The organism is Streptomyces sp. NPDC058401, from assembly GCF_042722885.1.
In the GTDB taxonomy this organism is placed as follows: domain Bacteria; phylum Actinomycetota; class Actinomycetes; order Streptomycetales; family Streptomycetaceae; genus Streptomyces.
Genome location: NZ_JBHXKA010000004.1, coordinates 25,666 through 51,451, shown reverse-complemented (window position 1 = coordinate 51,451; position 25,786 = coordinate 25,666). Strand labels below are relative to the sequence as shown.

Sequence of the window (25,786 nt, the reverse complement as noted above, 5' to 3'; positions counted from 1 at the left end):
CCGGGCTCCGCCCCAGACCCCGCGCCTCCAACGCCGGCGGGGCTGGATGTGCCGCCGGCTGCGGCCCCGGCTGTCGGGCTGCGGTGGTCGTCGTCCGGCGGGAGGATGGCCGCATGTTGCTGGCCGAGGTTGCGCGCGTGTCCCGGGAGGTTGCCGACACCTCTGCCCGGTCGGGGAAGACCGCCCTGCTCGCGGAGCTGTTCGCCGCCGCGCCGCCCGAGGAGGCGGCCCTGGTCGTCTCCTACCTCGCGGGGCGGCTCCCGCAGGGCCGGCCGGGGATCGGCTGGCGCGCGCTCGCCGCGGAGAGCGCACCGGCCGCCGGGCCCACCCTGACCGTGACCGCCGTGGACGAGGCCGTGACCCGGCTCGCCGCCGTCGCCGGGGCCGGCGCCCAGGCCGAACGGCGCCGGATCCTGGACGCGCTGCTCGGCGCCGCCACCGAGGCCGAGCAGCGGTTCCTGCGCAGCCTGCTCGGCGGGGAGGTGCGCCAGGGCGCGCTCGACGCCGTGGCCCTGGACGGGGTGGCCGCCGCGGCCGGCGTGCCCGCCGCCGCCCTGCGCCGGGCCGCCATGCTCGACGGCTCCCTGCCCCGGGTGGCGGCGGCCGTGCTCGCCGACGGGGAGGCGGCCCTGCGCGGGGTCACCCTGCGCGTGGGGAGGCCCGTACAGCCGATGCTGGCGAACACCGCCAAGTCGGTGGCGGAGGCGCTGGGCGCGCTCGGGCCGTGTGCGGTGGAGGAGAAGCTCGACGGGATCCGGGTGCAGGTCCACCGCGAGGGGGACGAGGTACGGGTGTACACGCGCTCCCTCGACGAGATCACCGGCCGGCTGCCGGAGGTGGCGGACCTGGCCCGGTCCTTTCCGGGCGACCGGTTCATCCTCGACGGGGAGGTCATCGGACGTTCCGCCGCGGACGGGCGGCCGGTGCCGTTCCAGGAGGTGGCGAGCCGGGTCGGCTCCCGCGCCGACGTCGAGGCCGCCCGGCGGACCCTCCCGGTCGTCCCCTACTTCTTCGACGTGCTGGTCGCGGGCGGCCGGGTCCTCCTCGACCTGCCGGTGCGCGAGCGGTACGCGGAGCTCACCGCCCTGGTACCGGAGGAGTTCCGGGTCGGCCGGCTCGTGGTCGAGGACCCGGCGGCGCAGGCCGCCGAGGCGGCGGAGTTCTGGACGCGGACCCTGGGCCGGGGACACGAGGGCGTGATGCTGAAGGCCCTCGACTCCGCCTACGCGGCCGGCCGGCGCGGCAAGCACTGGCTGAAGGTGAAACCGGTGCACACCCTCGACCTGGTCGTGCTCGCCGTCGAGCGGGGCCACGGCCGGCGCACCGGCCTGCTGTCCAATCTGCACCTGGGCGCCCGGACCGCCGACGGCGGCTACGCGATGCTCGGCAAGACCTTCAAGGGGCTCACCGACGAGATGCTGCGCTGGCAGACCGAGCGGCTCGGCGAGCTCGCCGTCGAGGACGACGGCCACACGGTCCGGGTGCGCCCCGAACTGGTGGTGGAGATCGCCTACGACGGCCTGCAGCGCTCCCCGCGCTACCCGGCCGGGGTCGCCCTGCGCTTCGCGCGCGTCCTGCGCCACCGCCCCGACAAGCGGGCGCAGGACGCGGATACCGTGGAGACCGTGCTCGGCGGTCCGGCGGCATCGGCCCCCGGGCCCGGTCCGGGCGCGGCCCCGTAGGACGGATTTACCTCAGAGGCAAAGCGGATTGCCAGAGAGGTAAGTATCTGGCTCAATCGGGGCATGACAACCGGTCCTGCCCCCGGCGACACCACCCCCGACGCCGAGCTGCCCACCGTGGCCCCGCAGCTGCGCGATCTGCGCCGCCGGGCCGGGCTCACCCTGGAGGCCGCCGCCGCCCGGGCCCGGCTCTCGCCGGCGCACCTGTCGCGGCTGGAGACCGGCCGCCGCCAGCCCTCGCTGCCGCTGCTGCTCGGGCTCGCCCGCACGTACGGCACGACGGTCTCGGAGCTGCTCGGGGAGACCCCGGCCGTAGCCGATCCCATCGTACGGGCCGGCGGCCCGGGCGCCCGCGAGGCGGACGGCTGGACGTACTGGCAGGCGGGCGGCTCCGGCCGCGGGATGCAGGCGCTGCGCGTGCACGTCCCCTACGGGCGCAGCCAGGGCGAGCTGGTCCGCGTACATCCCGGGGAGGAGTGGCTGTACGTGCTCCAGGGGCGCCTGCGGCTGCACCTGGGGGAGACCGAGCACCTGCTGGAGCCCGGGGACAGCGCCCACTTCGACTCGCTCACCGCGCACCGGATCGGCGCGGCCTCGGCGGCCGGGGCGGACCTGCTGTTCGTCCACACCCTGCTGCAGAGCAGCCTCGCCGGCCTGTGCCTCGGCGGCGGCGCCGGTACGACCACACACGACCGATAGGCGAGGAGCCGTACGCCATGCCCGATACGCAGCAGACCCAGCAGGCTCAGCCGACCGACCAGGCCCAGCCGACCGAGCAGGCTCAGCCGACCGACCAGGCTCAGCAGCCCGAGCGGACCCAGCAGAAGCAGCAGTCGAAGTTTCCGCGCGGTCTCATCATCCGGCTCATCGCCTATTTGTTCGTGGGCCACTTGTTCGCGTTCTTCGTCTACCTGCTCTTCGTGCTGGGTGCGCAAAACCAGTGACAGCGGGCCGGAATTTCCGTACACGGCTCTAGGAACCTACAGGTCCTGAAGCTACCCTCCGCGCATGATTTCCACGGTTGTCTGGGGTACCGGCAACGTCGGCCGTTTGGCCATCCGTGCCGTAGAGGCCCATCCGGCGCTGAAGTTGGCCGCCGTCATCGTCCACAATCCAGAAAAGGTCGGCCGCGACGCCGGTGAACTCGGCGAACTCGACTACGAGACGGGCGTCGCGGCCACCGACGACATCGAAGCGGTCCTCGCGGCCCGTCCGCAGGCGGTCGTCTACGCGGCGTCCGGCGACATCCGCCCCGACGACGCCCTCGCCGACATCACCCGGGCGATCCGCTCCGGTGCCGTCGTCGTGAGCCCCGCCCTCTATCCGCTCTACGACTACCGCAGCGCGCCACCGGAGTTCCTCGACCCGGTCACCGCCGCGGTCGCGGAGGGCGGCGGTTCGCTCTTCGCCTCCGGCGTCGACCCCGGCTGGGGCAACGACGTGCTCCCGCTGCTGCTCAGCGGGCTCGGCACCCGGATCGACGTGATCCGCTGCCAGGAGATCTTCGACTACTCCACCTACGACCAGCCGGACTCCGTCCGCTACCTCATCGGCATGGGCCAGCCCATGGACTACGAGCCGATGATGCTCATGCCGTCCATCCCGACCATGGTGTGGGGCGGGCAGATCCGGATGATGGCCCGGGCGCTGGGCGTCGAACTCGACGACATCCGCGAGACCGTGGAGCGCCGCGCCCTCGACACCACCGTCACCACGCGCACGATGGGGGAGTTCGAGGGCGGCACCCAGGGCGCCATCCGCTTCGAGGTCCAGGGGATCGTCGAGGGCGAAGCGCGCATCGTCATCGAGCACGTCACCCGCATCCACGCCTCCTGCGCCCCCGACTGGCCGTCCCCGCCCGACGGCGGCGACGGCGCCCACCGGGTGATCATCGAGGGCCGCCCGCACATCGAGGTCACCATCGAGGCCACCGACGAGGGCGAGAACCGCTCCGCCGGCGGCAACGCCACCGCCGTCGGACGCCTCGTCGGAGCCATCGACTGGCTGGTGGAGGCCGAGCCGGGCCTCTACGACGCCCTGGACGTCCCGCTGCGCCCCGCCGTCGGCAAACTCGGAAGGAAACTGTCATGAGGATCGACATACCCGAAGGCCAGCACCCCATCGAGTACGTGTGGGGCGACCTGGTCCCCGGCATCGGGATGGCCGCCGCCAACTTCTCCCTGTCGGTGTACGCCCACACCACCCTGGGACTGCGGGAGTTCGAGGCGGCCCGGCTGCGCGTCGCGCAGATCAACGGCTGCATCTTCTGCCTGGACTGGCGCACCGACCGGGACGGGGAGAAGGTCGAGGACGAGTTCCCCGACGCCGTCACCGACTGGCGCACCACGGACCGGTTCGACGAGCGGACCCGGCTCGCGGCGGAGTACGCGGAGCGGTACTGCCTGGACCACCACGGCCTGGACGAGGAGTTCTGGGACCGGATGACGGCCCGCTACAGCCAGGTGGAGATCGTGGAGCTGACGATGAGCATCGGCTCCTGGCTGGCCTTCGGCCGGCTCAACCACGTGCTCGGCCTCGACAGCGTCTGCGTGCTGCCGGGCCACTGAGTGCGGGCCACCGAGCGCGCGGCGCGTGCGGTGCGCACACGGGGCCGGGGCCGTCGGAGGATCCGACGGCCCCGGCCTTCGTGCTGTCCGCGCCAGGAACGACCTAGAGGTCGGTGGCGATGATCTTCTCGATGTTGCGCTCGGCGAGCGCCGTGATGGTGACGAACGGGTTGACGCTGGTGTTGCCGGGGATCAGCGCCCCGTCGATGACGTACAGGCCCGTGTAGCCGTGCAGTCGGCCGTAGTTGTCGGTGGCCTTGCCCAGGATCGCGCCGCCGAGGGGGTGGTAGGTGAGGTGGTCGCCCCAGATCTTGTTGGTGCCGAAGAGGTCGGTCCGGTAGATCGTCCCCTCCTTCTTGTTGATCTTGTCGAAGATGGTCTTCGCCATGTCGATCGACGGCTGCTTCCACGCCGTCTGCCAGTTCAGCTCGACCCCGCCCGTGGAGGCGTTGTACGTGAACTCCGCGCGGTTCGGGTTCTTCGTGATGGACAGGTAGAACGAGGCGTAGGTCTCGATGCCGGTGGGCAGCGGGGCCACCTCGGCGAACGCGCCGCCCGCGTCCCAGTTGTCGATGCCGCCACAGGGGATGGAGGCCTGCACCTTGCCGGTCGCGTCCCACATGTGGTTGGCGCGGCCGACCATGACGTTGCCGTTGTCGCCCCAGCCCTTGCCGATCTCGCCGTTCAGGTTGGGCAGGGCGCCGGTGGCCTTGAGCCGGACGAGCAGCTTGCTGGTGCCGACGCTGCCGGCCGCGAAGAACACCTTGTCCGCGACGACGGTCTTGGTGCCCACGGTGTCGCCGGTGGTGTTGATCTGGTCGATGACGACCGTGAACCCGCCGCCGGAGGCGGGGGAGACCGAAGTCACCTTGTGCAGGGGCGAGATGGTGACCTTGCCGGTGGCCTTGGCCTGGGCGATGTAGGTCTTCTGGAGGGACTTCTTGCCGGCGTTGTTGCCGTAGAGGATCTCCCCGGCGACCGCGGACTTCGGGACGGTCCCGGCCGATTCCTGCTTCATGTAGTCCCAGTCGTACACGTCCGGGACGAAGACGAACGGGAACCCGGCGCGCTGGGCGTGCTTGCGGCCGACACGGGCGAACTGGTAGCAGTCGACGGTGTCGAACCAGGCCGGGTCGATCAGGCCGACGCCGAGGCCCGCGTTGGCGCGCGGGTAGTAGGTGCTGTACATCTCCTCCGCGTCCACGGTCGGCAGGACGGCGCCGAAGTTCTCGCGCTTCGGGGTGACCGCCATGCCGCCGTTGACCAGCGAGCCGCCGCCGACGCCGCGGCCCTGGTAGACGATGATCCCGCCCATCTCCTCGGCGTCCAGGATGCCGGTGTAGCGCGGGACGGCGGAGTCGATGGGGAAGCCCAGGAAGTTGCTCAGGGGCGCCTTGGTCTTGGTGCGGAGCCAGTAGGCGCGGTAGTCCGGCTTGGTCGTGTTACAGAAGATCTTGCCGTCCGAGCCGGGGGTGTCCCAGGCCATGCCCATTTCGATCATGTGGACGTCGACACCGGCCTGGGCGAGCCGCAGGGCGGCAACGGAGCCGCCGTACCCGGTACCGATCACGAGGGCCGGTACGTGCGCTCCGTTGTCGATCGGGCCGGCGGCGGCCGCGCCGGCCGTGGCGGCCTGGGCCTGGGACGGGGCGATCTGACCCGCAAGGGCCATTGCTCCCAGGATGGAACCCGTTCTACCGAGAAATCCTCGACGCGAGACGCCGTTCTGGCTCGTTTTGTGCAGGCCTTTGTCGCTCATGTGAGCTTCCTCACTCTAGGCGGAATGAGAACGAGTTCTACTGCCGAGTGCTTGCGAAGTCACTAGATACGTCAAGGCGTATTTCGTCGGCGGTGGTCGTGGGCGGCCCTCGTTCACGGCCCGCGGAAAGGGCTCGAAGGTCCCATCGGACGCTGGGAACGACCACCCGCTGTGGAGGGATGGTGATCCCGGAGTGACCGTGGAGCCCCGGGCGAGGCGGCTCGCGGGGGAGCCGCATCCGCGCGAATCCACCACGTCAGAAGTCGAACGCGTTACGGGACGCCGCGCCGGGCCGGGCCGCCCGGGCCCTCGGCGCACGCCGCCACTCCGTCGTGGCTGCATCCCGCGGGCCCCGAGGCCGAAAAGCGACAAACCGCAAGGTGGGCCCGTGGCCGGCGCCCGAATCTTTTTACCTTCGCCGCACGTTCCTGTTCCGGACCCCGACCGGTGTTACAGGTCCGGCGCACCCCGTCCCGCGCCCTCGCGTACAGAAGGGGAACGCGCGCGGTCGCCGGTCCAGACCAGGATCAGCGTCGAGGCGGCCGCCGCGAAGGCGCACCAGGTGGAGGCGAACTCCAGCCGCCACAGCGCGGCGCAGACGAGCGCCCCGGCCCCCATGAGGAGGCCGAGCAGGCGCAGCCGGCGGTCCCCCGCGAGGAGCAGGGCGCCGAGCGTGGCGAACAGGTAGCCCGCCAGGGCCAGGGGCATCCACGGAACGTTCACGCCGTAGCCGAGGGTGTGGCCGCGGACCTCGGCGCTCACCGGGCGGGTCGCCAGGCAGTACGCGAGGTACGCGCCGGTGGCGAGCCCGACGGCGGCCGGCGGGCGCAGCCGGGCTCTGACCTCGGGCGCGGCGGCGAGCAGCACCGCGAGCGGCACCCATACGGGCAGCAGCGGGAGCGCGATCACCGCCCAGGCGGTGGTGGCCGGGCCGCAGCCGCCGCCGGAGCGCCAGACGGCGGCTTCGATCAGCTGGTGCGCGCCCAGGATCAGCGGGAGCGCCGCGACGGGCAGGTCCCGGGCGCGGCGGGTCCGGGCGAGGCAGGCGATCCCGACGGCGGTGATGACCGTCCCCGCTGTCAGATCGGCCGTCGCGCTCCAGCACATGGGGCCCTCCCGGTCTCACGGTAAACCGAGGTGCGGACGTCTGCCACACCACGGATCATTGGAAAAACTCGACAAGATGCAGAAGAATCCTGCACGAGTCTTGCCGTGTTTCCGTGCGGGGTCCTACTGTCCCGGCCATGCCCCCAAGAAGAGCCGCACGAAGAGCCGCAAGCCGAGCCGCAAGCCGAGAAGCAGGCCGCTCCGCAGCCGGCGCAGCGAGCAGAAGAGCCGTTCCCGCACGGGCCGCCGCCGTCCTGGCGGTGTTCACCGCCTCCGCCCTCGGCCTCGGCGCCCTGGGCGCGGGCGCGGCCGAAGCCCGGCCCGCCGCTGCGGACCCCGCGGCGCCCACGGCCGTCACCCGGGCCGCCCTCGACCCCGCACTGGCCGAGGGTCGGGGAGCCAGGGTGGACTTCGCCGAGCAGGAGGCGGAGAACGCCGCCACCTCCGGCACGCTCATCGGCCCCGACCGCACCGCGTACTCCCTGCCCGCCGAGGCCTCCGGCCGCAAGGCGGTGAAGCTGGCGCCGGGCCAGTACGTGGAGTTCACCCTGCCCGCGGCGGCCGACGCCCTCACCGTCCGCTACAGCCTCCCCGACGCCCCCGCCGGCGGCGGCATCACCGCCCCGCTCGACGTCACCGTCAACGGCAAGAACCGCCGCTCCATGACGCTGACCTCGCAGTACTCCTGGCTGTACAACCAGTACCCCTTCAGCAACGACCCGCAGGCCGGCCTCCTGCACCCCGACTGGTGGATCACCGAGTGCGCCTGCGTCCCGGCGGCCACCACCCCGGCCCCGGTCATCGCCAAGCCCTTCCGCCCCACCCACATGTACGACGAGCAGCGCCTGCTCCTGGGCCGCACCTACCGGGCGGGCGACAAGGTCCGGCTCACCGTCCCGGCCGGCAGCCCCGCCGCCTGGACGGTCATCGACCTGCTCGACTCGCAGCGCGTCGGCGCCCCGCACGTGGAGGCGGTCGCCGCCAACGCCCTCCTGTTCGGCGCCGACCCGACGGGCCGACGGGACTCCGCCGACGCCATCGACCGGGCCATCGCCTTCGCCAAGCGCCACCGGCTCCCGGTCTACCTGCCGCCGGGCACCTACCAGGTCAACCGGCACATCATCGTGGACGACGTCACCGTCACCGGCGCCGGCAGCTGGTACACCACCGTGAAGGGCAAGGGCGTCGGCTTCTACGGCAAGGAGGCCGCCGACGGCGGCAGCCGGAACGTCCACCTCTCCCGCTTCGCCATCGAGGGCGACGTCCGCGAACGCGTGGACACCGACCAGGTCAACGGGGTCGGCGGCGCGATGAGCGACTCCACCGTCGACTCCCTCTACATCCACCACACCAAGGTCGGCCTCTGGTTCGACGGGCCGATGCGCAACGTGAAGGTCACCCGCAACGTCATCACCGACCAGATCGCCGACGGCCTGAACTTCCACACCGGAGTCACCGACTCCCTCGTCCAGGACAACTTCGTGCGCAACACCGGCGACGACGGCCTCGCCATGTGGGCGGAGAAGACCACGAACACCCGCAACACCTTCGACCACAACACCGTGCAGAGCCCCACGCTGGCCAACGGCATCGCGATCTACGGCGGCGCCGACACCACCGTCACCGCCAACCTTGTGGCCGACCCGGTCCGAGAGGGCAGCGCCCTGCACGTCGGCTCCCGCTTCGGCGCCGAACCCTTCACCGGCAGCCTGCGGATCGACGGCAACACCACGGTGCGCGCAGGCACGTACGAGCTGAACTGGAACATCGGGCTCGGCGCGATCTGGTTCTACGCCCTGGACCGCAGCATCGACCAGGCCGACATCCAGGTCACCGGCAACTCCTTCCTCGACAGCACCTACAACGCGATCATGCTGGTCAGCGACTGGCCGGTGAAGGACAAGGTCCGCATCGAGAACGTCCACTTCAAGGACGTCCGCGTCGACGGCACCGGCACCTCCGTGGTCAGCGCGCGCGTGGCCGGGTCGGCGAGCTTCGAGAACGTCGACGCCCGGGGCGTCGGGGCCGTCGGCGTCAACAACTGCGGCTCCTTCAACTTCCCCGCCACCGGCTCGGAGTTCACCCTCGCCGACCGCGGCGGCAACGACGGCGGCGGCACCACGGGTCCCTGGCTGGCCGGCTGGGAACTGCCCAACACCATCACCTGCGACGACCGCCCGCCGGTCGTCGCCCCGCCGGCGCCGAGCCCCTGGTGAACGCCGGTTGATCACCGCTCCGCCGCTCCCGGGGGTTCGAGCGGCGGAGCGGTCACCGCGCAGTTCGTGCGGCACTGCGGGTGACAGGCCCCGGGCGCGGGGGAGCGTACGGTCGTCCAGGCCAGGGCCGCCCCGGCCACCAGCACCCCGGCGCACCAGAACATCGCCCGCCCGAAGGACGCGTCGAAGGCCCCGGCCGAGAGGTACGCGTCCGGCCCCATCCCGGCCAGCAGCGGCAGCGCGGCCACCGCGAGGAGCCCGGCGGCGCGCGCGGCCGCGTTGTTGATGCCGCTGGCCAGGCCCGCCCGGCCGGGGTCCACCGAGGACAGGACGGTCGCCGTCAGCGGGGCCACCAGGGCCGCCATGCCCAGGCCCATCACGAGCAGCGCCGGCAGCACGTCCCGTACGTACGAGGCCTCCGGGCCCACCCGCACCATCAGCAGCATCCCGGCCGCGCACAGCAGCGGCCCCGCGGTCAGCGGGATCCGCGGCCCGATCCGCTCCCCGAGCTGCGCGGAGCGGGCCGACAGCAGCAGCATCAGGGCCGTGGTGGGCAGCAGGGCGGCGCCGGCGGCCAGCGCCGAGTATCCGGAGACCACCTGGAGCTGGAGCACCACGAGGAAGAAGAAGCCGCCGAAGGCCGCGTACACGCACAGGGTGACCAGATTGACGGCCGTGAACCGGCGCGAGGCGAAGATGTCCGGGGGCACCATCGGATCGGCCCGCCGCCGCTCGACCACCACGAACGCCCCGGCCAGCAGTACGCCGCCCACGGCGGCGACCGCCACCAGCGCGGTGCCGGAACGGGCCTCGATGAGCGCGTAGGTCAGCAGCGCGAGCGAGGCCGCCCCGAGGACCGCCCCGGCCACGTCGAACCGGCCGTGCGCCACCGGATCGCGCGACTCCGGTACGTGCCGCAGCGCGACCGGGACGCAGAGCGCGGCCACCGGCACGTTCAGCAGGAAGACCCAGCGCCAGCCGGGCCCGTCCACCAGCCAGCCGCCCAGGAACGGCCCCACCGCGGCGCCCACCCCGCCGAACCCCGACCACAGGCCCACCGCGCGGGCCCGGTCGTCCGCATGGATGGACCCCTGGATCAGCGCGAGCGATCCGGGTGTCAGCAGCGCCCCGCCGACGCCCTGAAGGGCTCGGGCGGCGATGAGTACCCCGGCGTTCGGGGCGATCCCGCACAGCAGGGAACCCACCGCGAACCACACCACCCCGAGCACGAAGATCCGGCGGCGCCCGAACCGGTCCCCGAGCGCCCCGCCGACCAGGATCAGGCCCGCGAGGGTCAGCAGGTAGGCGTTGACCGTCCACTGGAGCACCGCCAGGTCGGCGCCGAGATCCCGTCCGATGGCGGGCAGGGCCACATTGACCACGGTCGAGTCGAGCAGCGCCATGGCGGACCCGAGCACGGTGGTCAGCACGATCCACCGGCCCTGGGCGGTACCGAGCCGTACCCCGGGGGCGGGCGGCGGGACGGGGGCGGTCATTCCCCCAGGCTGGACCGCGGCGCCGGGAACAGCCACCCGGCGGGGCCGGGAACAGCCACCCGGCGGGGCCGGGAACAGCCACCCGGCGGGGCCGGTACGGCTCAATAGGCCCTCTTGTACGGAGCATGACACCTCCCGCACCATGGCCCGCGCACGTCACGCACACCCTTTCCGCACGACCTGCACACGGCGTACGAGGAGACCACACGTGGCACGAAGCGACACCCGACGAACCTCCGGCTCACGATTACGACTGCTGCGCACAGGGCTCGCCGCCCTCACCGCGGCCCTGCTGCTGCCCCTGGGCGCGGGAGTGGCCGCAGCCGCACCGGACCCCGGACCCACCCCGGGCGCGGCCGAGCGCAAGATCGAACCGAGCCTGCGCACCCAGCTCGACGGCTCCGGGAAGGCCGTCTTCTGGGTCTACCTCGACAGCGCCGCCGACCTCACCTCCGCGGCCCGGCAGCAGACCCGCACGGCCAAGGCAGAAACGGTTCTGCGGCTGAAGAAGGACCACGCCGCGCGCAGCCAGGCCGAGCTGATCAAGGCCCTGGACGGCGCGAAGGCCGAGTACACCTCGTACTGGATCGTGAACGCGGTCCGCGTCGTCGGCACCGAGAAGCTCGCCGGGGCACTGGCCCAGCGCCCCGAGGTCGCCCGGATCGACGCCGACGACAAGGTCGACCTCCCCAAGCCCGCGGAGGGCAAGCGGGAGAAGATCGCGGCCGACGCCGTCGAATGGAACATCGACCGCATCAAGGCGCCGCAGGTCTGGGACCAGCTGGGCGTGCGCGGCGAGGGCATCGTCGTCGCCAACATCGACAGCGGCGTCGACTACACGCACCCGGCGGTGGCCAACCAGTACCGCGGCAAGAACGCGGACGGGACCTACGACCACAACTACAGCTGGTTCGACCCGGCGGGGGTCTGCCCCACCGCGGCCCCCTGCGACAACAACGACCACGGCACCCACACCATGGGCACCATGGTCGGCGACGACGGCGGCGCCAACAAGATCGGTGTCGCCCCGGGAGCGAAGTGGATCGCCGCCAAGGGCTGCGAGACCACCTCCTGCTCCGAGGCCTCGCTGCTGGCCGCCGGCCAGTGGATCGTCGCGCCCACCGACCTCAACGGCCAGAACCCGCGCCCCGACCTGGCCCCGCACATCGTCAACAACTCCTGGGGCGGCACGGGCGGCGACACCTGGTACCAGCAGATCGTCGACACCTGGCGCGCGGCCGGCATCTTCCCGGCCTTCTCCAACGGCAACTCCGGCCCGGGCTGCGCCACCAGCGGCTCGCCCGGCGACTACGACAGCTCCTACAGCTCCGGCGCCTTCGACATCAACGGCGCGATCGCCTCGTTCTCCTCGCGCGGCGCGGGCCCCGGCGGCATCGTCAAGCCGAACATCTCGGCTCCCGGTGTGAACGTGCGCTCCTCCGTCCCCGGCGGCTACGCGTCCTTCTCGGGCACCTCCATGGCCTCGCCGCACACGGCCGCCGCCGTGGCCCTGCTCTGGTCCGCCGCGCCCGCCCTCGAAGGCGACATCGCGCAGACCACGGCCCTGCTGGACGGCACCGCGCTGGACACCGACAGCAGCCAGTGCGGCGGCACCGCCGCCGACAACAACGTCTTCGGCGAGGGCAAGCTCGACGTGCTCGCCGCCGTCAACGCCGCCCCGCGCGGCGCGATCGGCGCCCTCGGCGGCACCGTGCGCTCCGGCGGGCAGCCCGTCGCCGGTGTGAAGATCGTCGCCGACGGCCCGATCGACCGTACGACGACCACCGCGGCCGACGGCACGTACGGCTTCGCCTCCCTGTCCGTGGGCGACTACGCGGTGACCGCGTCGAAGTTCGGCTACGGGCAGCAGGCCGCGACCGTGTCGGTGACCGAGAACGCCACCGCGACGGGCGACATCGACCTCGTCCAGGCCGAATCCGGCAAGCTCACCGGCACCGTCTCCTCGGCCGCGGGCCCCGTCGCCGGCGCCGCGGTGAGCATCGCGGACACCCCGGTGACCGCGACCACCGACGCGCAGGGCCGCTTCGAGGTCACCCTGCCGCACGGCACGTACGACGTGAACGCCACCCACGCCTCGCGCTGCCTCACCGGCGGCACGGCCAAGGTCACCCTCACCGGGGACGCCACCGTCGCGGTGAACCTCCCCGAACGCACCGACACCTACGGCTACGCCTGCGCCACCTCGAACACCGGCCCGTACCAGCCGGGCGACCGGCGGCTCGCGCTGACCGGCGACAACACCACCGAGCGCGTCGACCTGCCCTTCCCGCTGCCGCTCTACGGAAAGACGTACGGGCAGGCCTGGATCGGCACGAACGGCACGGTCAGCCTCGGCGGGAACAACACCGGCGACATCAACGGGGACATCCCGAGCACGGCCACGCCCAACGCGGCGCTGTACCCGTTCTGGGACGACCTGGTCGTCGGCGCCGACGGCAGCGGATCCGGAGTCTTCACCGCGGTCACCGGCACGGCGCCGCACCGCAGTTACGTCATCGAATGGCGCCAGGTGTCGCACTGGTCGGCGCAGTCCGACACGTTCTCCTTCTCGGCCGCGATCGGCGAGGACGGCACCGTCCGGTACACCTACAAGGGCACCGGCGGCACCGGCATCAAGGGCGGCTCCACCGCCACGGTCGGCGTGGAGAACGCCACCGGCACCGACGCCTACAAGTACTCCTTCAACACCCCCGTGATCACGGACGGCCTGTCCGTCTCCTTCCGCACCACCAAGAGCGGCGTGGTCGCGGGCCGGGTGCTCGACGCGAACGACGGCAACGGGGTCGCCGGAGCCACCGTGACCCTCGGCACGGGCGCCACCGCGGTCTCCGCCACCACGGCGGCCGACGGCGGGTACGTGGTCCAGAGCCCCTCGGGAGTACGGGAACTCGCCCTGACCGCCGCCCAGTACGAGCCGGTGGCGGCCACCGTGGACGTCAAGGCGGCCGACGTCACCCAGGTGACCCGGTCCCTGCGCACCGGCAAGGTGACCCCGTCGAAGCCGGCGGTGGAGATCGTCCTGCCGCCCGGCCAGAAGCGGACGCGGACCCTCGACCTCACCAACCCCGGTCTCGGCACGGCCTTCACGGCGGCCGAGGACGCGGCCTGGCTGACCGCGACCCCGGGCACCGGTGACCTGCCGACGGGCGGGAAGGCCCCGCTCACCCTGTCCGTGGACACCACGGGCCTGACCCCGGGCACCGTCCTCACCGCCGACCTGAAGATCACCTCGGCCAGCGGCCGGACCCCGGTGCTCACCGTCCCCGTCAAGCTCGTCGTCCCGCGCTACCAGGTCGCCCTGGACGCCGGCGCCACGGCCGCGAGCACCGACTCGCTGGGCGACGGCTGGTCCCCGGACCGCAAGTACACGACGGGCTCGTACGGCTACCAGGGCAACGCCTCGGCCCAGTCCACCAGCCGCACGATCGCGGGCACGGACGACCAGAAGCTCTTCCGCAACGCCCGTGAGGGCATGTACGAATACCGCTTCGACAACGTCCCCAACGGCACCTACACCGTGGAACTGGGCTTCGCGGAGCTCTCCTCCACCAAACCGAACAAGCGCGTCTTCGACGTCCTGGCGGAGGGCGCCCAAGTACTGCCCTCCCTGGACATCGCCCTGGAGGCGGGCTCCTACACGGCCCTGACCCGCACCTACACGGTCACGGTCACGGACGGCACCCTCAACGTCCGCTTCGTCACCCACACCGGCTTCGGCAAACCCCTGCTGAACTCCCTGCGCGTGACGGACCGCCCCGACAAGACCTGACCGACAGCACGACCGACAGCACGACGGGCGGGGCGCCTCCGGGCGTCCCGCCCCCTGCTTTTCAGCCTCTGGGCCCGGCAGGCGGGAGCCGTCGGCGTGGACGAGTGCCGGGATGTCCTTGTCGTTCGGCGGCTTCACGAAGACGGGCCTGCGCAGCCCGTACGGCGTCATCCGGTTTCGGATCCGGCCGGGGCGTCAGCCGCGGCGGTACTGGTCCACCAGGATCGTGACGGATTCGCCGGCCGGGGCCTCGACCAGTCTGACGATCGCGACCTCGCTCCGGTCCGGGCTGCGCACGCAGAACGGCCGGGTCTTCGCGAGGGCGGCGAACGGCAGGGCGGCGGCCGGGCGGGTCCCGATGCCCTGGAGACAGGCGGCCACGGACAGTTCCCCGGAGTCGGAGACGAAGGAGTCCGACTCCTCGGAGGGCAGCAGGGACCGGCCGTCGTGCGCCAGGTACCAGGCGGCCGACTCCGCGGGCACCACCTTCCCGGCCCTCAGGTCGAACTCGTATCCGGAGTCGGGGGCGGTGAGCCGGGCCTTCGCGTAGCCGGGCAGGTACGCGGCGGCCGGGTCGGCGGGGTCGGCCGGGGTGGCGCCGGCCGTGGGCGTGGCGGAGGTAGGCGCGGAGGCCTTGGGGTCGGCGGGCGGGACGCTGGTGACGGGGCCGGGGCCGGGGCCGGTGCTCGGGGCCTCGCCCGTGGGGCCGTCCAGGTAGTACACGGTTCCGGCGGCGGCCAGCAGGGCGCCGGCCACCAGGAGGGCGGGCAGTACGGGAAATCGGCGTCCGCGGCCCGGCACGGGGGTGGACGGCGGTGCGGGGGCGGGGACGAAAGCAGCTGCCGGGGCCGGGGCCGGGGTCTGTCCGGTGGGCCGGGCACCGGCGTCCGGCCCCGGTCCGGGGGAGGCCGGGGCAAGGCCCGCCCGGCCCGGGGCCGCGGTGGCCGTTCTGGTCGCCTGGAACGGCGCGGGCGCCGGCGCGGGCCGGACGGTGTTGCCCCCGGCCCCGCCGCCCCCGCCGGCCCCGCCGCCCCCGAGCTCCTCCCGGACCGGCCGGGGCAGCCAGCCGTCGGTGAACTCCGGCTGCCCGCACACCAGCGGGTGGGCCCGTACGGAGGCGATCACCTCGGCCGGCTGCGGACGGTCCTCGGGGTGCTTCGCGAGGCACCACGAGACGAGGCCGTACAGCTCGTGCGGCACCCGGGTGAGGTCGGGGTGCTCGTGGACGACCCGGTAGAGGGCGCTGGACTCCGGCCCGTTCCCGAAGGGGGCGATCCCGCACGCGACGTACGCGGCCAGCGTCCCGAGCGCGAAGACGTCGGTCGCCGGCGTCGCCAGATGGCCGAGCGCCTGCTCCGGCGCCATGAACGCCGCCGTGCCGATGCGCAGCCCCGTACCGGTCAGCGCGGCGGCGTCGGCCGCCCGGGCGATGCCGAAGTCGATCACGCGGGGGCCGTCCCCGGCGAGGAGCACGTTCGCCGGCTTCAGGTCGCGGTGGACCACGCCCGCTCCGTGGATGGCCTGGAGCGCCTCGGCTATGCCCGCGAGGAGCAGCAGGACCGTGCGGGCCGGCAGCGGCCCGTGCCGCCGTACGACCTCGTGGAGCGAGGGGCCGGCCACGTACGCGGTGGCGAGCCACGGCGTGGGGTCCTCGACCCCCGAGTCGATGACCTGGGCCGTGAACAGGCCGTGGATCCTGCGGGCGCTGGCCACCTCCCGGGCGAACCGCCGGCGGAACTCGGGGTCGGAGGCGAGCTCCCTGCGGACGGCCTTCAGTGCGATGGGGCGGCCGCCGGGGGTGTGGGCCAGGTAGACCACGCCCATGCCGCCGGAGCCGAGCCGGGCGTGCAGGCGGTAGCCGCCGATCTCCCGGGGGTCGTCGGCGGACAGTGCCGTCGGGGCCGGCTCTGCGCCGGGGTGTTGCTCGGACATGCGGTGGCTCTTTCGACGAGGCGGGACGCGCCGCGCCGCGATTCGCCGCGCTGTGCCGCGATGCGATGCGATGCGCCGCGATGCGGCAGGGGCCTGCGCGCATCGTGCCATGAATTGACTGAATTTTCAGTCAGTGCCAGAGTGGGCGACACGTGCCCGCACCATCCGCCCGCGTGACGGCCCTTCGCGGACGGAGGGCGCACCCTTGTCTCAGGGGCCCGGGACGGTCGGCCCGTGCCGTGCCTCCCGCGCCCGTCCTGGCCGGATGCAGTGCGTCCCGTCAGCCCTTGATCGGAGCCCTCCCGTGTCCCACCTGCCCCCCACGCGCCGGACCGCCCTCCGCACCTTCGCCGGGATCGGCGCCCTCGCCTTCGGAGCCGCCGCCTGCGGCCCCTCCCAGAGCGCCCCGCGCTCCAACGCCCCCGAGGGCTCCACCCAGCCGTCCCCGGCCGGCGCCCAGCGCAGGCTCGGAGCCGAGTGGGAGAGCCACACCCGCACCTTCATGGCCTGGCCCGCCCTGGACGCGGTCTGGATGGAGGACCTGCGCTACGTGCGCGAGGACATCGCGCGGATCGCCCGGGCCGTCGGAGGGTTCGAGGAGGTCATCATGATGGCCCGCCCGGAGCAGGTGGCCGCGGCGCAGAAGGCCTGCGGTTCCGAGGTCGAGGTGATCCCGCTGGCCGTGGACGACCTGTGGGCCCGTGACACCGTCCCCGTCTTCGTCGAGGAGGGCGGCAAGGTCGTCGGCGTCGACTTCAACTTCAGCGGCTGGGGCAACAAGCAGGAGCACAAGAACGACGCCCAGGTCGGGCGGCTCCTGCTCCAGAAGTACGGGATCCCCCGGGTGCAAGCCCCCCTGGTGGCCGAGGGCGGCTCCTTCGAGACCGACGGCGAGGGCACCCTGCTGATCACCGAGAGCTCGATCGTCAACGACAACCGCAACCGCGGCAAGAACCGGGACCGGATCGAGGCCGAGCTCAAGCAGACCCTCGGCGTGGAGACGGTGGTCTGGCTGGCCGGCGTACGCGGCGAGGACATCACCGACGCCCACGTGGACAGCCTCGTACGGTTCACCGCCCCCGGCGTCGTCCTGCTGGACCGCGCACACCCGAACACCCCGAAGGACTCCTGGTCGCGCTCGGCGGACCAGGCGAAGTCGGTCCTGTCGAAGGCCACCGACGCCCGCGGCCGGAAGTTCGAGATCATCGACCTGCCGCAGCCCGACCTGGACAAGATCACGGGCCGGGGCGACGACTTCGTGTCGACCTACGCCAACTTCTACGTGGCCAACGACGCCGTCTTCATGCCGAAGTTCGGCGACCGCCAGGCCGACGACCGGGCCCGCGGCATCCTGCAGGAGCACTTCCCCAAGCGGGACGTCGTCCCCGTCGCGATCGACACGATCGCCTCGGGCGGCGGCGGCATCCACTGCTCGACCCACGACCAGCCCGGCAAGCCCGCCGCGTGAGCGCAGTGCGACGCCGCCCCTCCGGGCGGCGCCTCCCGCTGCTGCCCGGCCTGCTCCTGCTCGCGATCGTGGCGGCGGTCGGGGTGGGCGCCTGGCTGCAGTTCGGCGAACGCCAGGCCCAGGACACCGTCCACGCCACGGGACCGGCCGATCCGGACCGGGTGGACGTCGAAGCGACCGTCCAGCGCGTCGACGCAGCCGGGCGCGAGCTGGTGCTGCGGGTCCTGGTCACCCCGCGCGGGGCGCTGGCCGAGGCCGGCGGGATCGCACCCGCCGACGACCTCACGCTCCAGACCTCGACGGCCACCCGCGGCGACCTGGCCTTCAAGGCCCACCAGCGCATCTCCACCCTGGACGTGCCGGTGGCCCTGACGGGCGGGTCCATCACGGACTACCCCTTCGACGCCTACGGGGCGGACGTGGAGTTCGCGGCCGTACTGGGCCACGAGAAGGTTCCGGTGCGGGTCCGGTTCTCCAACAACGACGTGCTCTTCTCGTCCACGGTGGAGGCCACGACGACGAAGGACGGCACGGCCGTCCTCGACATCGGGCTGGCCCGCTCCAACAGCGTGCTCGTGTTCGCGGTGTTCATGATGATCGCGATGTGGGCGCTCGCCGTGTCCGTCCTGATCGGCGCGTGGTACCTCGTCACCCGCCGCAAGGGACTCACCTGGCCCGCCCTCGGCTGGATGGCTGCCACCCTGTTCGCCCTGGCCGCCTTCCGCAACACCGCCCCGGGCACACCGCCGATCGGCTGCCTGCTCGACTACCTCGCCTTCCTCTGGGCGGAGATCCTCATCGCGTTCTGCCTGATCACCGTGGTCGTCACGGGCATCCGCGCGGAGCCTCCGGCGGACACGGCGGAAGCACCGGCGACGGCCTGAACGGGCGTACGGGGCCCAGCGCCGGCCCGCCGTGTCCCGTGCGGGGCCAAGCCCCGCCCCGCCCCGTACGGCGCCGCGCGCCCGCCCGGTACGGCGGGGGCATTCGGGTGGCTCGGCGCGCCCTGACCGCGCGACGCGCGGAGCGGGTGCGGAGCGCGCCGTACCGTGGCTGACCATGACGCTCCAGAGCGACCGGGCCGGGCAGGCCGACGAGACCGGGTCCGCCGGGCAGCGCGGGCCGTGCGAACCGGTCACGCGGCAGGCTCCTGACGGGGGCGTCGACCGGATCGTGGCAGTCGTACGGGACGCGGACCCCGGGGCCGGCTGGGCCGTCGGCGGCGCGGACGGCCCGGAGGTGGTGGTGGAGGCCGCGACCGGTTTCCTGGACCGAGCCGGCGCCGAGGCCTCGGAGCCCGCCCTGGAGGGAGCCCGGACCTGGCCCGGAGCCGGAGCCGCAGCCGGAGTCGGCCCCCGGGCCGGAGCGCGGGGCGCCGCCGGTGCCTCCGACGGCGGTGGTCTCGTGGCCGTGCTGGCCGTCTGGCCCGTCATCGGGATGCTCGTGGACGCGGGGGAGCTGGCCCTGCACACCCCGCTCACCGCCTACGGGGCGGGCGACGGCCTGCCCGCCGGAACCACCGCGCACCATCTGCTCACCCACGGCTCCGGGGTGTCGCCCGCGCTCGTCGGACTCGCCGAGCGGCTGTGCGGCAGCCCCCTCGCGGGGTTCGCCGCCGAGCGGGTCTGGGGCCCGCTGGGCATGGCCCGGACGCGCTTCGCCGCCGACGGCACCCTGCGCGCGCCCGCCGCCGACCTGGGCCGGTTCCTGAGCCACCTCCTCACCCCGCAGGGCGGCGGCCCCGTCAGCCCGTCCTGGACGGCGCAGTCCCTCCGCATCCGCACCGGCGAACTCCTGCCCGCCCGCGGCCTCCTCTGGCACCCCGGCCCGCACGGATCCTGGTCCCACGGCGAAGGCCCGGCCCTGTGGATTTCCCCGCGCGCACGACGCTGGGCGGCCCTCCTGCCCACCACCCCGTCGCCCCCGCTCCGCACGGCCTTCCGCGAAGCGGTCTTCGGCTGAACTCCCCCCGAAATCAACGCTGTTGTATCTTCGGAGTCAGATGAAGAAGACCCGGCAGAAGGACCGTGACGTACCCGGTCCACAGAGTCCCTGGGACGAGATCATTCCCGGTCTGTGGATGGGCGGCCACTACTGGACCGACCCGGCCGGGGAACTGCGGCCGGTCGTCGTCGGAGCCGAGTTCGACCTCGTCATCAGCCTTTTCACCTGCCCGGGCCACGGCCCCGACCCGCGCGTGGAACACCTGGTCGGCGAGATTCCCGACGCCGCCCTCACCGGCGCACAGCTGCACACCGTCCTCCGCCTCGCCGCAGCCGCCCGCGCGGCACTCGACTCCGGACGGCGGATCCTGGTGCGCTGCCATTCCGGTTACAACCGCTCCGGACTGGTCGTCGCCCAGTGCCTCGTCGAGGGAGGCCTCGCCCCGGCCACCGCCGTCGGCCTCGTTCGCCTCGGACGGTCCCCCTGGGCCCTGCACAACGAGACCTTCACGGACTACCTCGCCGCAGGTCCGGACATCGCCGCACTGCTCGTCGACCTCGATCCCGGCTCCGGACTCGATCCCCGCCCCGGCCCCGAACCGGGCGCGCCCTCGCTTCCGTAGGCCGCCCGCGGGCCGCCCGTACCCCCCTCGTGGTCCTCGGGGCGCGGAGCCGGGGTGGTCGACGTACGGTGAGCGCGAGATCACCCACCGTCGAGTCCAGGCTGCGCGGAGGTACACGGATGCGTACGGCACACGAGACCGCCCGCGATGCGCGCACGCCACCGGCCCCGGCCGCGGAGGCGCCCGTATGACGGCGGGGGCGGGGCGCGGCGAGAGCGCCCGGTTCGCCGCCGCCCACACCCTGCCCGCCCTGGTACGGGGCTTCGTGAGCGTCCGCCCCCGTGCGGTGCGGGGGCACGTGGGGCCGGGCCGGCCCCGCTGGTCCGCCGCCACCCTGCGGGCCCTGCGCGAGCGGCACGGCGGGGCCCCCGTACTCGTACGGGGGCTGACCGGCACCGTCCTGCTCATCCTCGATCCGCAGGACATCCGGCAGTTCTACGCCGAACCCGTCGGCACGCCCGCCCGGCCCGCCGCCGGAACGGGCGGCTGCGCCCACACGGGACTCCCCGACGGGCGGCGGTCGGTCGACGACTCCGTGCTCGCCGCGGGGCTGACCGTGCACCCCTCGTGCGGGGCGTTCCTCTCGGTCCTCGCCGACGAGGCCCGGCGCCTGACGGCCGGCGGCTCCCTCGAACTCGCCCGCGTCCGCCACTGCGTGGCCCGCGCGGCCCGCCGCATCGTCCTCGGCGACGCCGCCGCCGAGGACGCGGAACTCGGCCGCAGGCTCGGGCGTTTCCACGACAGGGCCGGCGCGCGGATCGCCGCGTACGCCGACCTCGCGGAGCCGCACACCCTCGTCGGGCGGGCCCGCCGCCACGCAGAGCCCTTCCGCGGGCCGGCCGGGCCGGACCGGGCCGGACCGGACCCGGTCGGACAGGTCCGCCAGTGGCTGGCCGCCTTCGACCTCGTCCCCGGCGTCCTGCTGCGCACCCTGCTCCTCCTCGGCGCGCACCCGGCCGAACAGGACGCCGTCGCCGCCGAGGCCCGGGCCGCCGGATGGCCGCAGGGCAGTGCCCCGGGCGCGCTGCCCCGGCTGCGGGCCTGCGTCCGGGAATCGCTGCGCCTCTATCCGGCCGTGCCCGACCTGATACGGATTACCCGGGCCGAGACCGAATGGCGGGGCGTGCGGCATCCCGCCGGTACCTGTGTGGTGCTGCCCGTGCTGTTCCACCAGCGCGACCCCGAACACGTGCCCGCCGCGCACGTCTTCGTACCCGGACGGTGGGCCTCGCGCGAAGCGGACCTGGACGTCCGGATGGCCCCGTTCAGCCATGCCGGCGGACGCTGCCCCGGCGAACAGCTCGGACTGCTGGTCACCGCGGCGCTCTGCGCGGAGGTGCTCCGCGGACACCGGGTCGGGCCCGTCCGGCCCCTGCTCGACCCCCTCGGCCCGCTCCCCGCGGGGCTGGACCCGCAGGGCATCCGCCTGCGCCTGACCCGCCGCTGAATCCGCGGATTCCGTGCCACCTGCGGAATCCGCTACCGGCCCTGCCCGGCCGACGCCCGACCCGTTCGCCCGCCCCGTCCTGCCCGAAGTTCACCCGACCCGACGAGGAATCCATGTCCGACGCCGCGACCCCCGGGACCTCCGCGACCTCCGCGCCCACCGACCCGGACGCCGATCAACTGGACGCCCTGTGCCGGGAGCTGGCCGAGGCGGCCGACGCCGTCGGCGAAGCCGCCCGCTACGCCTCCCGGCTCGCCCTCGGCTCCCGGCTGCCGGTCACCGCGCTGGGCCTCGGCAGCCGCCGCCGCGCGGCCTGGCGCACGCTGCTGCGCGCCCTCACCGACCCGGAGGGGCTCGGCTGGGCCGCCCGGGGGCGGGGCGTGGCGCGGGCCGGCTGGCTCGCGGGGGTCTTCACCGGCCGGGAGAACCTCGCCGTCAGCCTCGCGGTGTGCGGCCTCAAGGGCCGGATCCGGGCCGAGAGCACCCGTAACCCGGCGAGGTCGGCCGACCCGGCCGCCGCCGAGGTGTTCCTCGCGGTGGAGGAGGACCGGCAGGCGGACGCCGCCAGGGCGTTCCGCGAGCTCGTGCGCCGACGCGGCGAGGGGCCGGCCTTCGCGCTGCTGAACCCCTCCTTCGCCGACATCCTGGCCTGGAACGCGCTGACCGACGACAACCCGTTCAACGACCACGCCGGCTGGCAGGTCGCCACCGGCAGGGCCGCGGCCGCCGAACCGCTCCTCGGGATCGGCGCCGCCCTGCGGGCCTTCTTCGACCGGGGCCCCGCCTGCTCCGAGCCGGGGAGCCGGCTGCTCGCCGAACTGGACACCACCGGGACCCCGGCCGGGTACCGGGGCAATGCCGAGCGGATCGGCGGCTCCCCGGGCGCGGTGCTGATCCAGCAGGTCGTCGGCCCGGACGGGGTCGAGCGGTGCGTGCTCCAACTCGCCGGACCGCCAACGGAGTCCGGCCGTGGCGAAGCCCCGTACGCGGAGTTGATCGAGCCCATCGAGCCCGTCGAGCCCGTCGAGCCCGCCGCGCACGTCCGGGACGTGGCCGCGACCGTACGCCGCCTCGTGCCGTCCGGGACCGAACTCGCCCTGCTCGGTCACGGCCCGGGCGCCCGCACGGCCGGACGGCTCGCCGCGAGCCGGGAGTTCACCACCGTCTACCGGGTCACCTGGGTGGGTTCCGGCACCGAGCCGGGTCCGGCGGCGGCCCTCGCCGCCTTCGGGGGCCGGATCACCGGCAGCCACCTCGTGCGACTCCCGGGCCATCCCGACGTCTACGTTCCGGGGCGGCCCCAGTGACCGACACCGACGGGCCCGCAACCCGGGCCGAGACCGGCCCGGCCGAGGGCCTGCGCGCCCACTCGGCCGCCCTGCGTTCGCACGCCGAGCGACTGCGCCGGGCCGCCGGAGACCTGCGCTGGCAGGGCCCGGGGGCCGACGCCTTCCGCGCCGAGGTGGCGTCCCTGGCCGACCGCTGCGCCACCGCGGCCGGCGGCTTCGACCTGGCGGCGGCCCAACTGGCCCGCCCCGGGCCCCGGGAGGGGACACGGGGCAGGTACCGGCGGACGGGCTGACCTGCTGACCTGCTCACCGGAAGAAGGTGGGGAGGGGCCGGTCAGAGGACCAGCGACAGCAGGAGGACGAAGCCCAGACCGACCACCGAGATGATGGTCTCCATCACCGACCAGGTCTTGAGGGTCTGGCCGACCGTCATGCCGAAGTACTCCTTCACGAGCCAGAATCCGGCGTCGTTGACGTGGCTGAAGAAGAGCGAACCGGCGCCGATGGCGAGGACCAGCAGGGCGGTCTCGGTGGACGGCATGCCCGCTGCGAGCGGGGCCACCAGGCCGGCCGCGGAGATGGTGGCGACCGTGGCCGAGCCGGTCGCCAGGCGGATGGCCACCGCGATGAGCCAGGCCAGCAGGAGGGTCGGTATCGCCCAGCTCTCGGACAGGTCCATGATCATCTGGCCGACGCCCACGTCGATCAGCGTCGCCTTGAAACCGCCGCCCGCGCCCACGATCAGCAGGATGCCCGCGATCGGGGCCAGCGACTTCTCCACCGTCACGGACAGCCGGTCCTTGGTGAAGCCGGCCGCCCGGCCGAGGGTGAACATGCCCACGAGCACCGCCGCGAGCAGCGCGATCAGCGGGGAGCCCGCCACGTCTGTGACCCGCTGGACCCCGTTGGCCGGGTCGTCGACCACGATGTCGACGAGTGCCTTCATCAGCATCAGCCCCACCGGCAGCAGCACGGTGAAGACCGTCGCCCCGAAGCGCGGGCGGTGCTCCAGCTCCGCCGAGGGCCGCTGCGGGATCATGTGCTCGGGTGCCGGGATGTCCACCCAGCGGGCCGCGTACCGGGAGAACACCGGACCCGCGATGACGACGGTCGGGATGGCGACGAGCACGCCGAGCGCGAGGGTGAGGCCCAGGTTCGCGTCGAGCGCGTCGATGGCCACCAGCGGGCCGGGGTGCGGAGGGATCAGCCCGTGCATCACGGACAGGCCGGCCAGCGCGGGGATGCCGATCCGCATGAGCGAGTAGTTGCCCCGCTTGGCGACCAGCAGGACCACCGGGATCAGCAGCACGATGCCGACCTCGAAGAAGAGCGGCAGGCCGATCACCGAGGCGATCACCACCATCGCCCAGGGCATGGCCCGGCCCTTGGCGCGCGCCAGGATGGTGTCCACGATCTCGTCCGCGCCGCCCGAGTCGGCGAGCAGCTTCCCGAGGATGGCGCCGAGCGCGATGAGGACGCCGACACCCGCGACGGTGGAGCCGAGTCCGGCGGTGAAGCTGGAGACGGTCTTGGCCAGCGGGGCGCCGGCGAACACCCCGAGGGCGAGCGAGGCGAGCGTCAGCGCCAGGAAGGCGTGCAGCTTGAGGCGGGTGATGAGCAGGACGATGACGGCGATGCCCGCGAGGACGGCTATCCCCAGCTGGGTGTTGCCGGCCGAGGTGATCGGCTCGGTGGCGGCCGCTGCCAGAGTCTCGACGCTGAGACTGGTCACGGTGACGGTTCCTTCGTTCGTTCTCGTTCAGGGACGGGGCGGGGCGGGGCGGGGGCGGGCTCGGCGGGTCGCGCGACTGCCTGGTTGCGTGACCGTCTGGTTACGCGACCGGCGCCGGGAGGTCGCGGAGGGCGGCCAGCGCCCGGGCGGTGATCTCCTCCGGGGCTCCGGACACGTCGACTAGTACGCCGAGTTCGTCCGGCTGGAGCGGCTCCAGGGTGGCGAACTGCGAATCCAGCAGCGTGGTGGGCATGAAGTGCCCCGTGCGCGCGGCCATGCGCTCCTCGATCAGCGGACGGTCGCCGGTGAGATGGACGAACACGGTGTCCGGCGCGACGGCCCGGAGCCGGTCCCGGTAGGCCCGCTTGAGGGAGGAGGCGGAGATGACCCCGCCGCCGACGCGGGCCCGGTTGCGCATCCACTCGCCGATCGAGTCCAGCCAGGGCCGGCGGTCCGTGTCGTCCAGCGGGGTGCCGGCGGACATCTTGGCGACGTTGGCCGCCGGGTGGAAGGCGTCGCCCTCCGCGTAGGGGAGGGCGAGCGCGTCGGCGAGCAGCCGGCCCACGGTCGTCTTCCCCGTCCCGGCCACACCCATCACCACAATGACGCGCGTCATTGCGCACCTCTTTTTCGTCGTGCCTGTCCTCGTTGACATCGGCCCGGAGGGCCTGGGCACCACTGAAACCCATTACGTAGTACTTATTCAAGGGCTCGGAGGTAAAACGTCACATCTTT

The 25,786-nt window shown here is 73.4% G+C and carries 20 protein-coding genes and 1 pseudogene; 14 read left to right on the top strand and 7 right to left on the bottom strand.

Going from position 1 to position 25,786, the window contains the following annotated elements; genetic code table 11:
• The first annotated feature begins 113 nt into the window (after positions 1 to 113).
• The 5 genes from ACFWNV_RS02485 to ACFWNV_RS02465 all read left to right on the top strand — a co-directional run bounded on the left by ACFWNV_RS02485 (position 114) and on the right by ACFWNV_RS02465 (position 4,249).
• Positions 114 to 1,682, top strand: a complete 1,569-nt coding sequence (locus ACFWNV_RS02485; RefSeq protein ID WP_383939291.1) for an ATP-dependent DNA ligase — start codon at positions 114 to 116, stop codon at positions 1,680 to 1,682.
• A gap of 63 nt (positions 1,683 to 1,745) precedes the next feature.
• Complete coding sequence (locus tag ACFWNV_RS02480; protein ID WP_383939288.1) at positions 1,746 to 2,381, top strand: helix-turn-helix domain-containing protein; 636 nt, start codon at positions 1,746 to 1,748, stop codon at positions 2,379 to 2,381.
• Positions 2,382 to 2,398: 17 nt separating this feature from the next.
• Positions 2,399 to 2,626 (top strand): DUF6126 family protein, encoded by a 228-nt coding sequence (locus ACFWNV_RS02475; RefSeq protein ID WP_383939286.1) that lies wholly within the window; start codon positions 2,399 to 2,401, stop codon positions 2,624 to 2,626.
• A 64-nt stretch (positions 2,627 to 2,690) separates the two neighbouring features.
• Positions 2,691 to 3,773 (top strand): dihydrodipicolinate reductase, encoded by a 1,083-nt coding sequence (locus tag ACFWNV_RS02470; protein WP_383939283.1) that lies wholly within the window; start codon positions 2,691 to 2,693, stop codon positions 3,771 to 3,773.
• On the top strand, positions 3,770 to 4,249 hold the full coding sequence (locus tag ACFWNV_RS02465) for a carboxymuconolactone decarboxylase family protein (protein WP_383939280.1): 480 nt from the start codon (positions 3,770 to 3,772) through the stop codon (positions 4,247 to 4,249). Before ACFWNV_RS02470 ends, ACFWNV_RS02465 begins: the two co-directional genes overlap by 4 nt.
• Positions 4,250 to 4,352: 103 nt before the next feature.
• Here ACFWNV_RS02465 and ACFWNV_RS02460 read toward each other — a convergent pair whose 3' ends face one another.
• Positions 4,353 to 6,008: a GMC oxidoreductase gene (locus tag ACFWNV_RS02460; RefSeq protein ID WP_383939277.1), complete on the bottom strand. Its 1,656-nt coding sequence runs from the start codon at positions 6,006 to 6,008 to the stop codon at positions 4,353 to 4,355.
• 450 nt (positions 6,009 to 6,458) lie between these two features.
• Positions 6,459 to 7,115, bottom strand: coding sequence for a DUF6629 family protein (locus tag ACFWNV_RS02455; protein WP_383939274.1), 657 nt, complete (start codon positions 7,113 to 7,115; stop codon positions 6,459 to 6,461).
• A gap of 137 nt (positions 7,116 to 7,252) precedes the next feature.
• On the opposite strand from ACFWNV_RS02455, the gene ACFWNV_RS02450 reads away from it, so the two are divergent.
• Entirely contained in the window at positions 7,253 to 9,331 is a 2,079-nt protein-coding gene (locus ACFWNV_RS02450) for a glycosyl hydrolase family 28-related protein (protein ID WP_383939271.1), read from the top strand.
• A gap of 11 nt (positions 9,332 to 9,342) precedes the next feature.
• Here the strand turns inward: ACFWNV_RS02450 and ACFWNV_RS02445 are convergent, their stop codons facing one another.
• Positions 9,343 to 10,827, bottom strand: a complete 1,485-nt coding sequence (locus tag ACFWNV_RS02445) for an MFS transporter (RefSeq protein WP_383939268.1) — start codon at positions 10,825 to 10,827, stop codon at positions 9,343 to 9,345.
• Between the two features lie 208 nt (positions 10,828 to 11,035).
• Here ACFWNV_RS02445 and ACFWNV_RS02440 point away from each other — a divergent pair, with 208 nt between their 5' ends.
• Entirely contained in the window at positions 11,036 to 14,617 is a 3,582-nt protein-coding gene (locus ACFWNV_RS02440; RefSeq protein WP_383939265.1) for a S8 family serine peptidase, read from the top strand.
• Between the two features lie 63 nt (positions 14,618 to 14,680).
• On the opposite strand, the pseudogene ACFWNV_RS02435 reads toward ACFWNV_RS02440, so the two are convergent.
• Together ACFWNV_RS02435 and ACFWNV_RS02430 are read right to left on the bottom strand one after the other, a co-directional pair.
• Positions 14,681 to 14,779: pseudogene (locus ACFWNV_RS02435) on the bottom strand (DUF4343 domain-containing protein); the annotation flags it as partial.
• A gap of 33 nt (positions 14,780 to 14,812) precedes the next feature.
• A complete protein-coding gene (locus ACFWNV_RS02430) occupies positions 14,813 to 16,549 on the bottom strand; it encodes a serine/threonine-protein kinase (RefSeq protein WP_383939262.1) in 1,737 nt (578 codons plus the stop codon).
• A 304-nt stretch (positions 16,550 to 16,853) separates the two neighbouring features.
• Here ACFWNV_RS02430 and ACFWNV_RS02425 point away from each other — a divergent pair, with 304 nt between their 5' ends.
• The 7 genes from ACFWNV_RS02425 to ACFWNV_RS02395 all read left to right on the top strand — a co-directional run bounded on the left by ACFWNV_RS02425 (position 16,854) and on the right by ACFWNV_RS02395 (position 23,612).
• Positions 16,854 to 18,017, top strand: a complete 1,164-nt coding sequence (locus ACFWNV_RS02425) for an agmatine deiminase family protein (protein ID WP_383939259.1) — start codon at positions 16,854 to 16,856, stop codon at positions 18,015 to 18,017.
• Positions 18,014 to 18,901 carry a DUF4436 family protein gene (locus ACFWNV_RS02420; RefSeq protein WP_383939256.1) on the top strand — a complete coding sequence of 296 codons (888 nt, stop codon included), beginning with the start codon at positions 18,014 to 18,016 and terminating at the stop codon, positions 18,899 to 18,901. Before ACFWNV_RS02425 ends, ACFWNV_RS02420 begins: the two co-directional genes overlap by 4 nt.
• Before the next feature lie 175 nt (positions 18,902 to 19,076).
• On the top strand, positions 19,077 to 19,979 hold the full coding sequence (locus tag ACFWNV_RS02415; protein ID WP_383939254.1) for a hypothetical protein: 903 nt from the start codon (positions 19,077 to 19,079) through the stop codon (positions 19,977 to 19,979).
• Positions 19,980 to 20,019: 40 nt separating this feature from the next.
• The gene (locus ACFWNV_RS02410; protein ID WP_383939251.1) at positions 20,020 to 20,583 is read left to right on the top strand and encodes a protein phosphatase; all 564 of its coding nucleotides are present in this window, start codon (positions 20,020 to 20,022) and stop codon (positions 20,581 to 20,583) included.
• Positions 20,584 to 20,770: 187 nt separating this feature from the next.
• Positions 20,771 to 22,030 (top strand): cytochrome P450, encoded by a 1,260-nt coding sequence (locus tag ACFWNV_RS02405; RefSeq protein WP_383939248.1) that lies wholly within the window; start codon positions 20,771 to 20,773, stop codon positions 22,028 to 22,030.
• Between the two features lie 113 nt (positions 22,031 to 22,143).
• Positions 22,144 to 23,337, top strand: a complete 1,194-nt coding sequence (locus ACFWNV_RS02400) for a hypothetical protein (protein WP_383939245.1) — start codon at positions 22,144 to 22,146, stop codon at positions 23,335 to 23,337.
• Positions 23,334 to 23,612, top strand: coding sequence for a hypothetical protein (locus ACFWNV_RS02395; protein ID WP_383939242.1), 279 nt, complete (start codon positions 23,334 to 23,336; stop codon positions 23,610 to 23,612). Before ACFWNV_RS02400 ends, ACFWNV_RS02395 begins: the two co-directional genes overlap by 4 nt.
• Before the next feature lie 41 nt (positions 23,613 to 23,653).
• Here ACFWNV_RS02395 and ACFWNV_RS02390 read toward each other — a convergent pair whose 3' ends face one another.
• Complete coding sequence (locus ACFWNV_RS02390) at positions 23,654 to 25,051, bottom strand: gluconate:H+ symporter (protein WP_383939239.1); 1,398 nt, start codon at positions 25,049 to 25,051, stop codon at positions 23,654 to 23,656.
• A gap of 100 nt (positions 25,052 to 25,151) precedes the next feature.
• Positions 25,152 to 25,667, bottom strand: coding sequence for a gluconokinase (locus tag ACFWNV_RS02385; RefSeq protein WP_383939236.1), 516 nt, complete (start codon positions 25,665 to 25,667; stop codon positions 25,152 to 25,154).
• Positions 25,668 to 25,786: the final 119 nt, after the last annotated feature.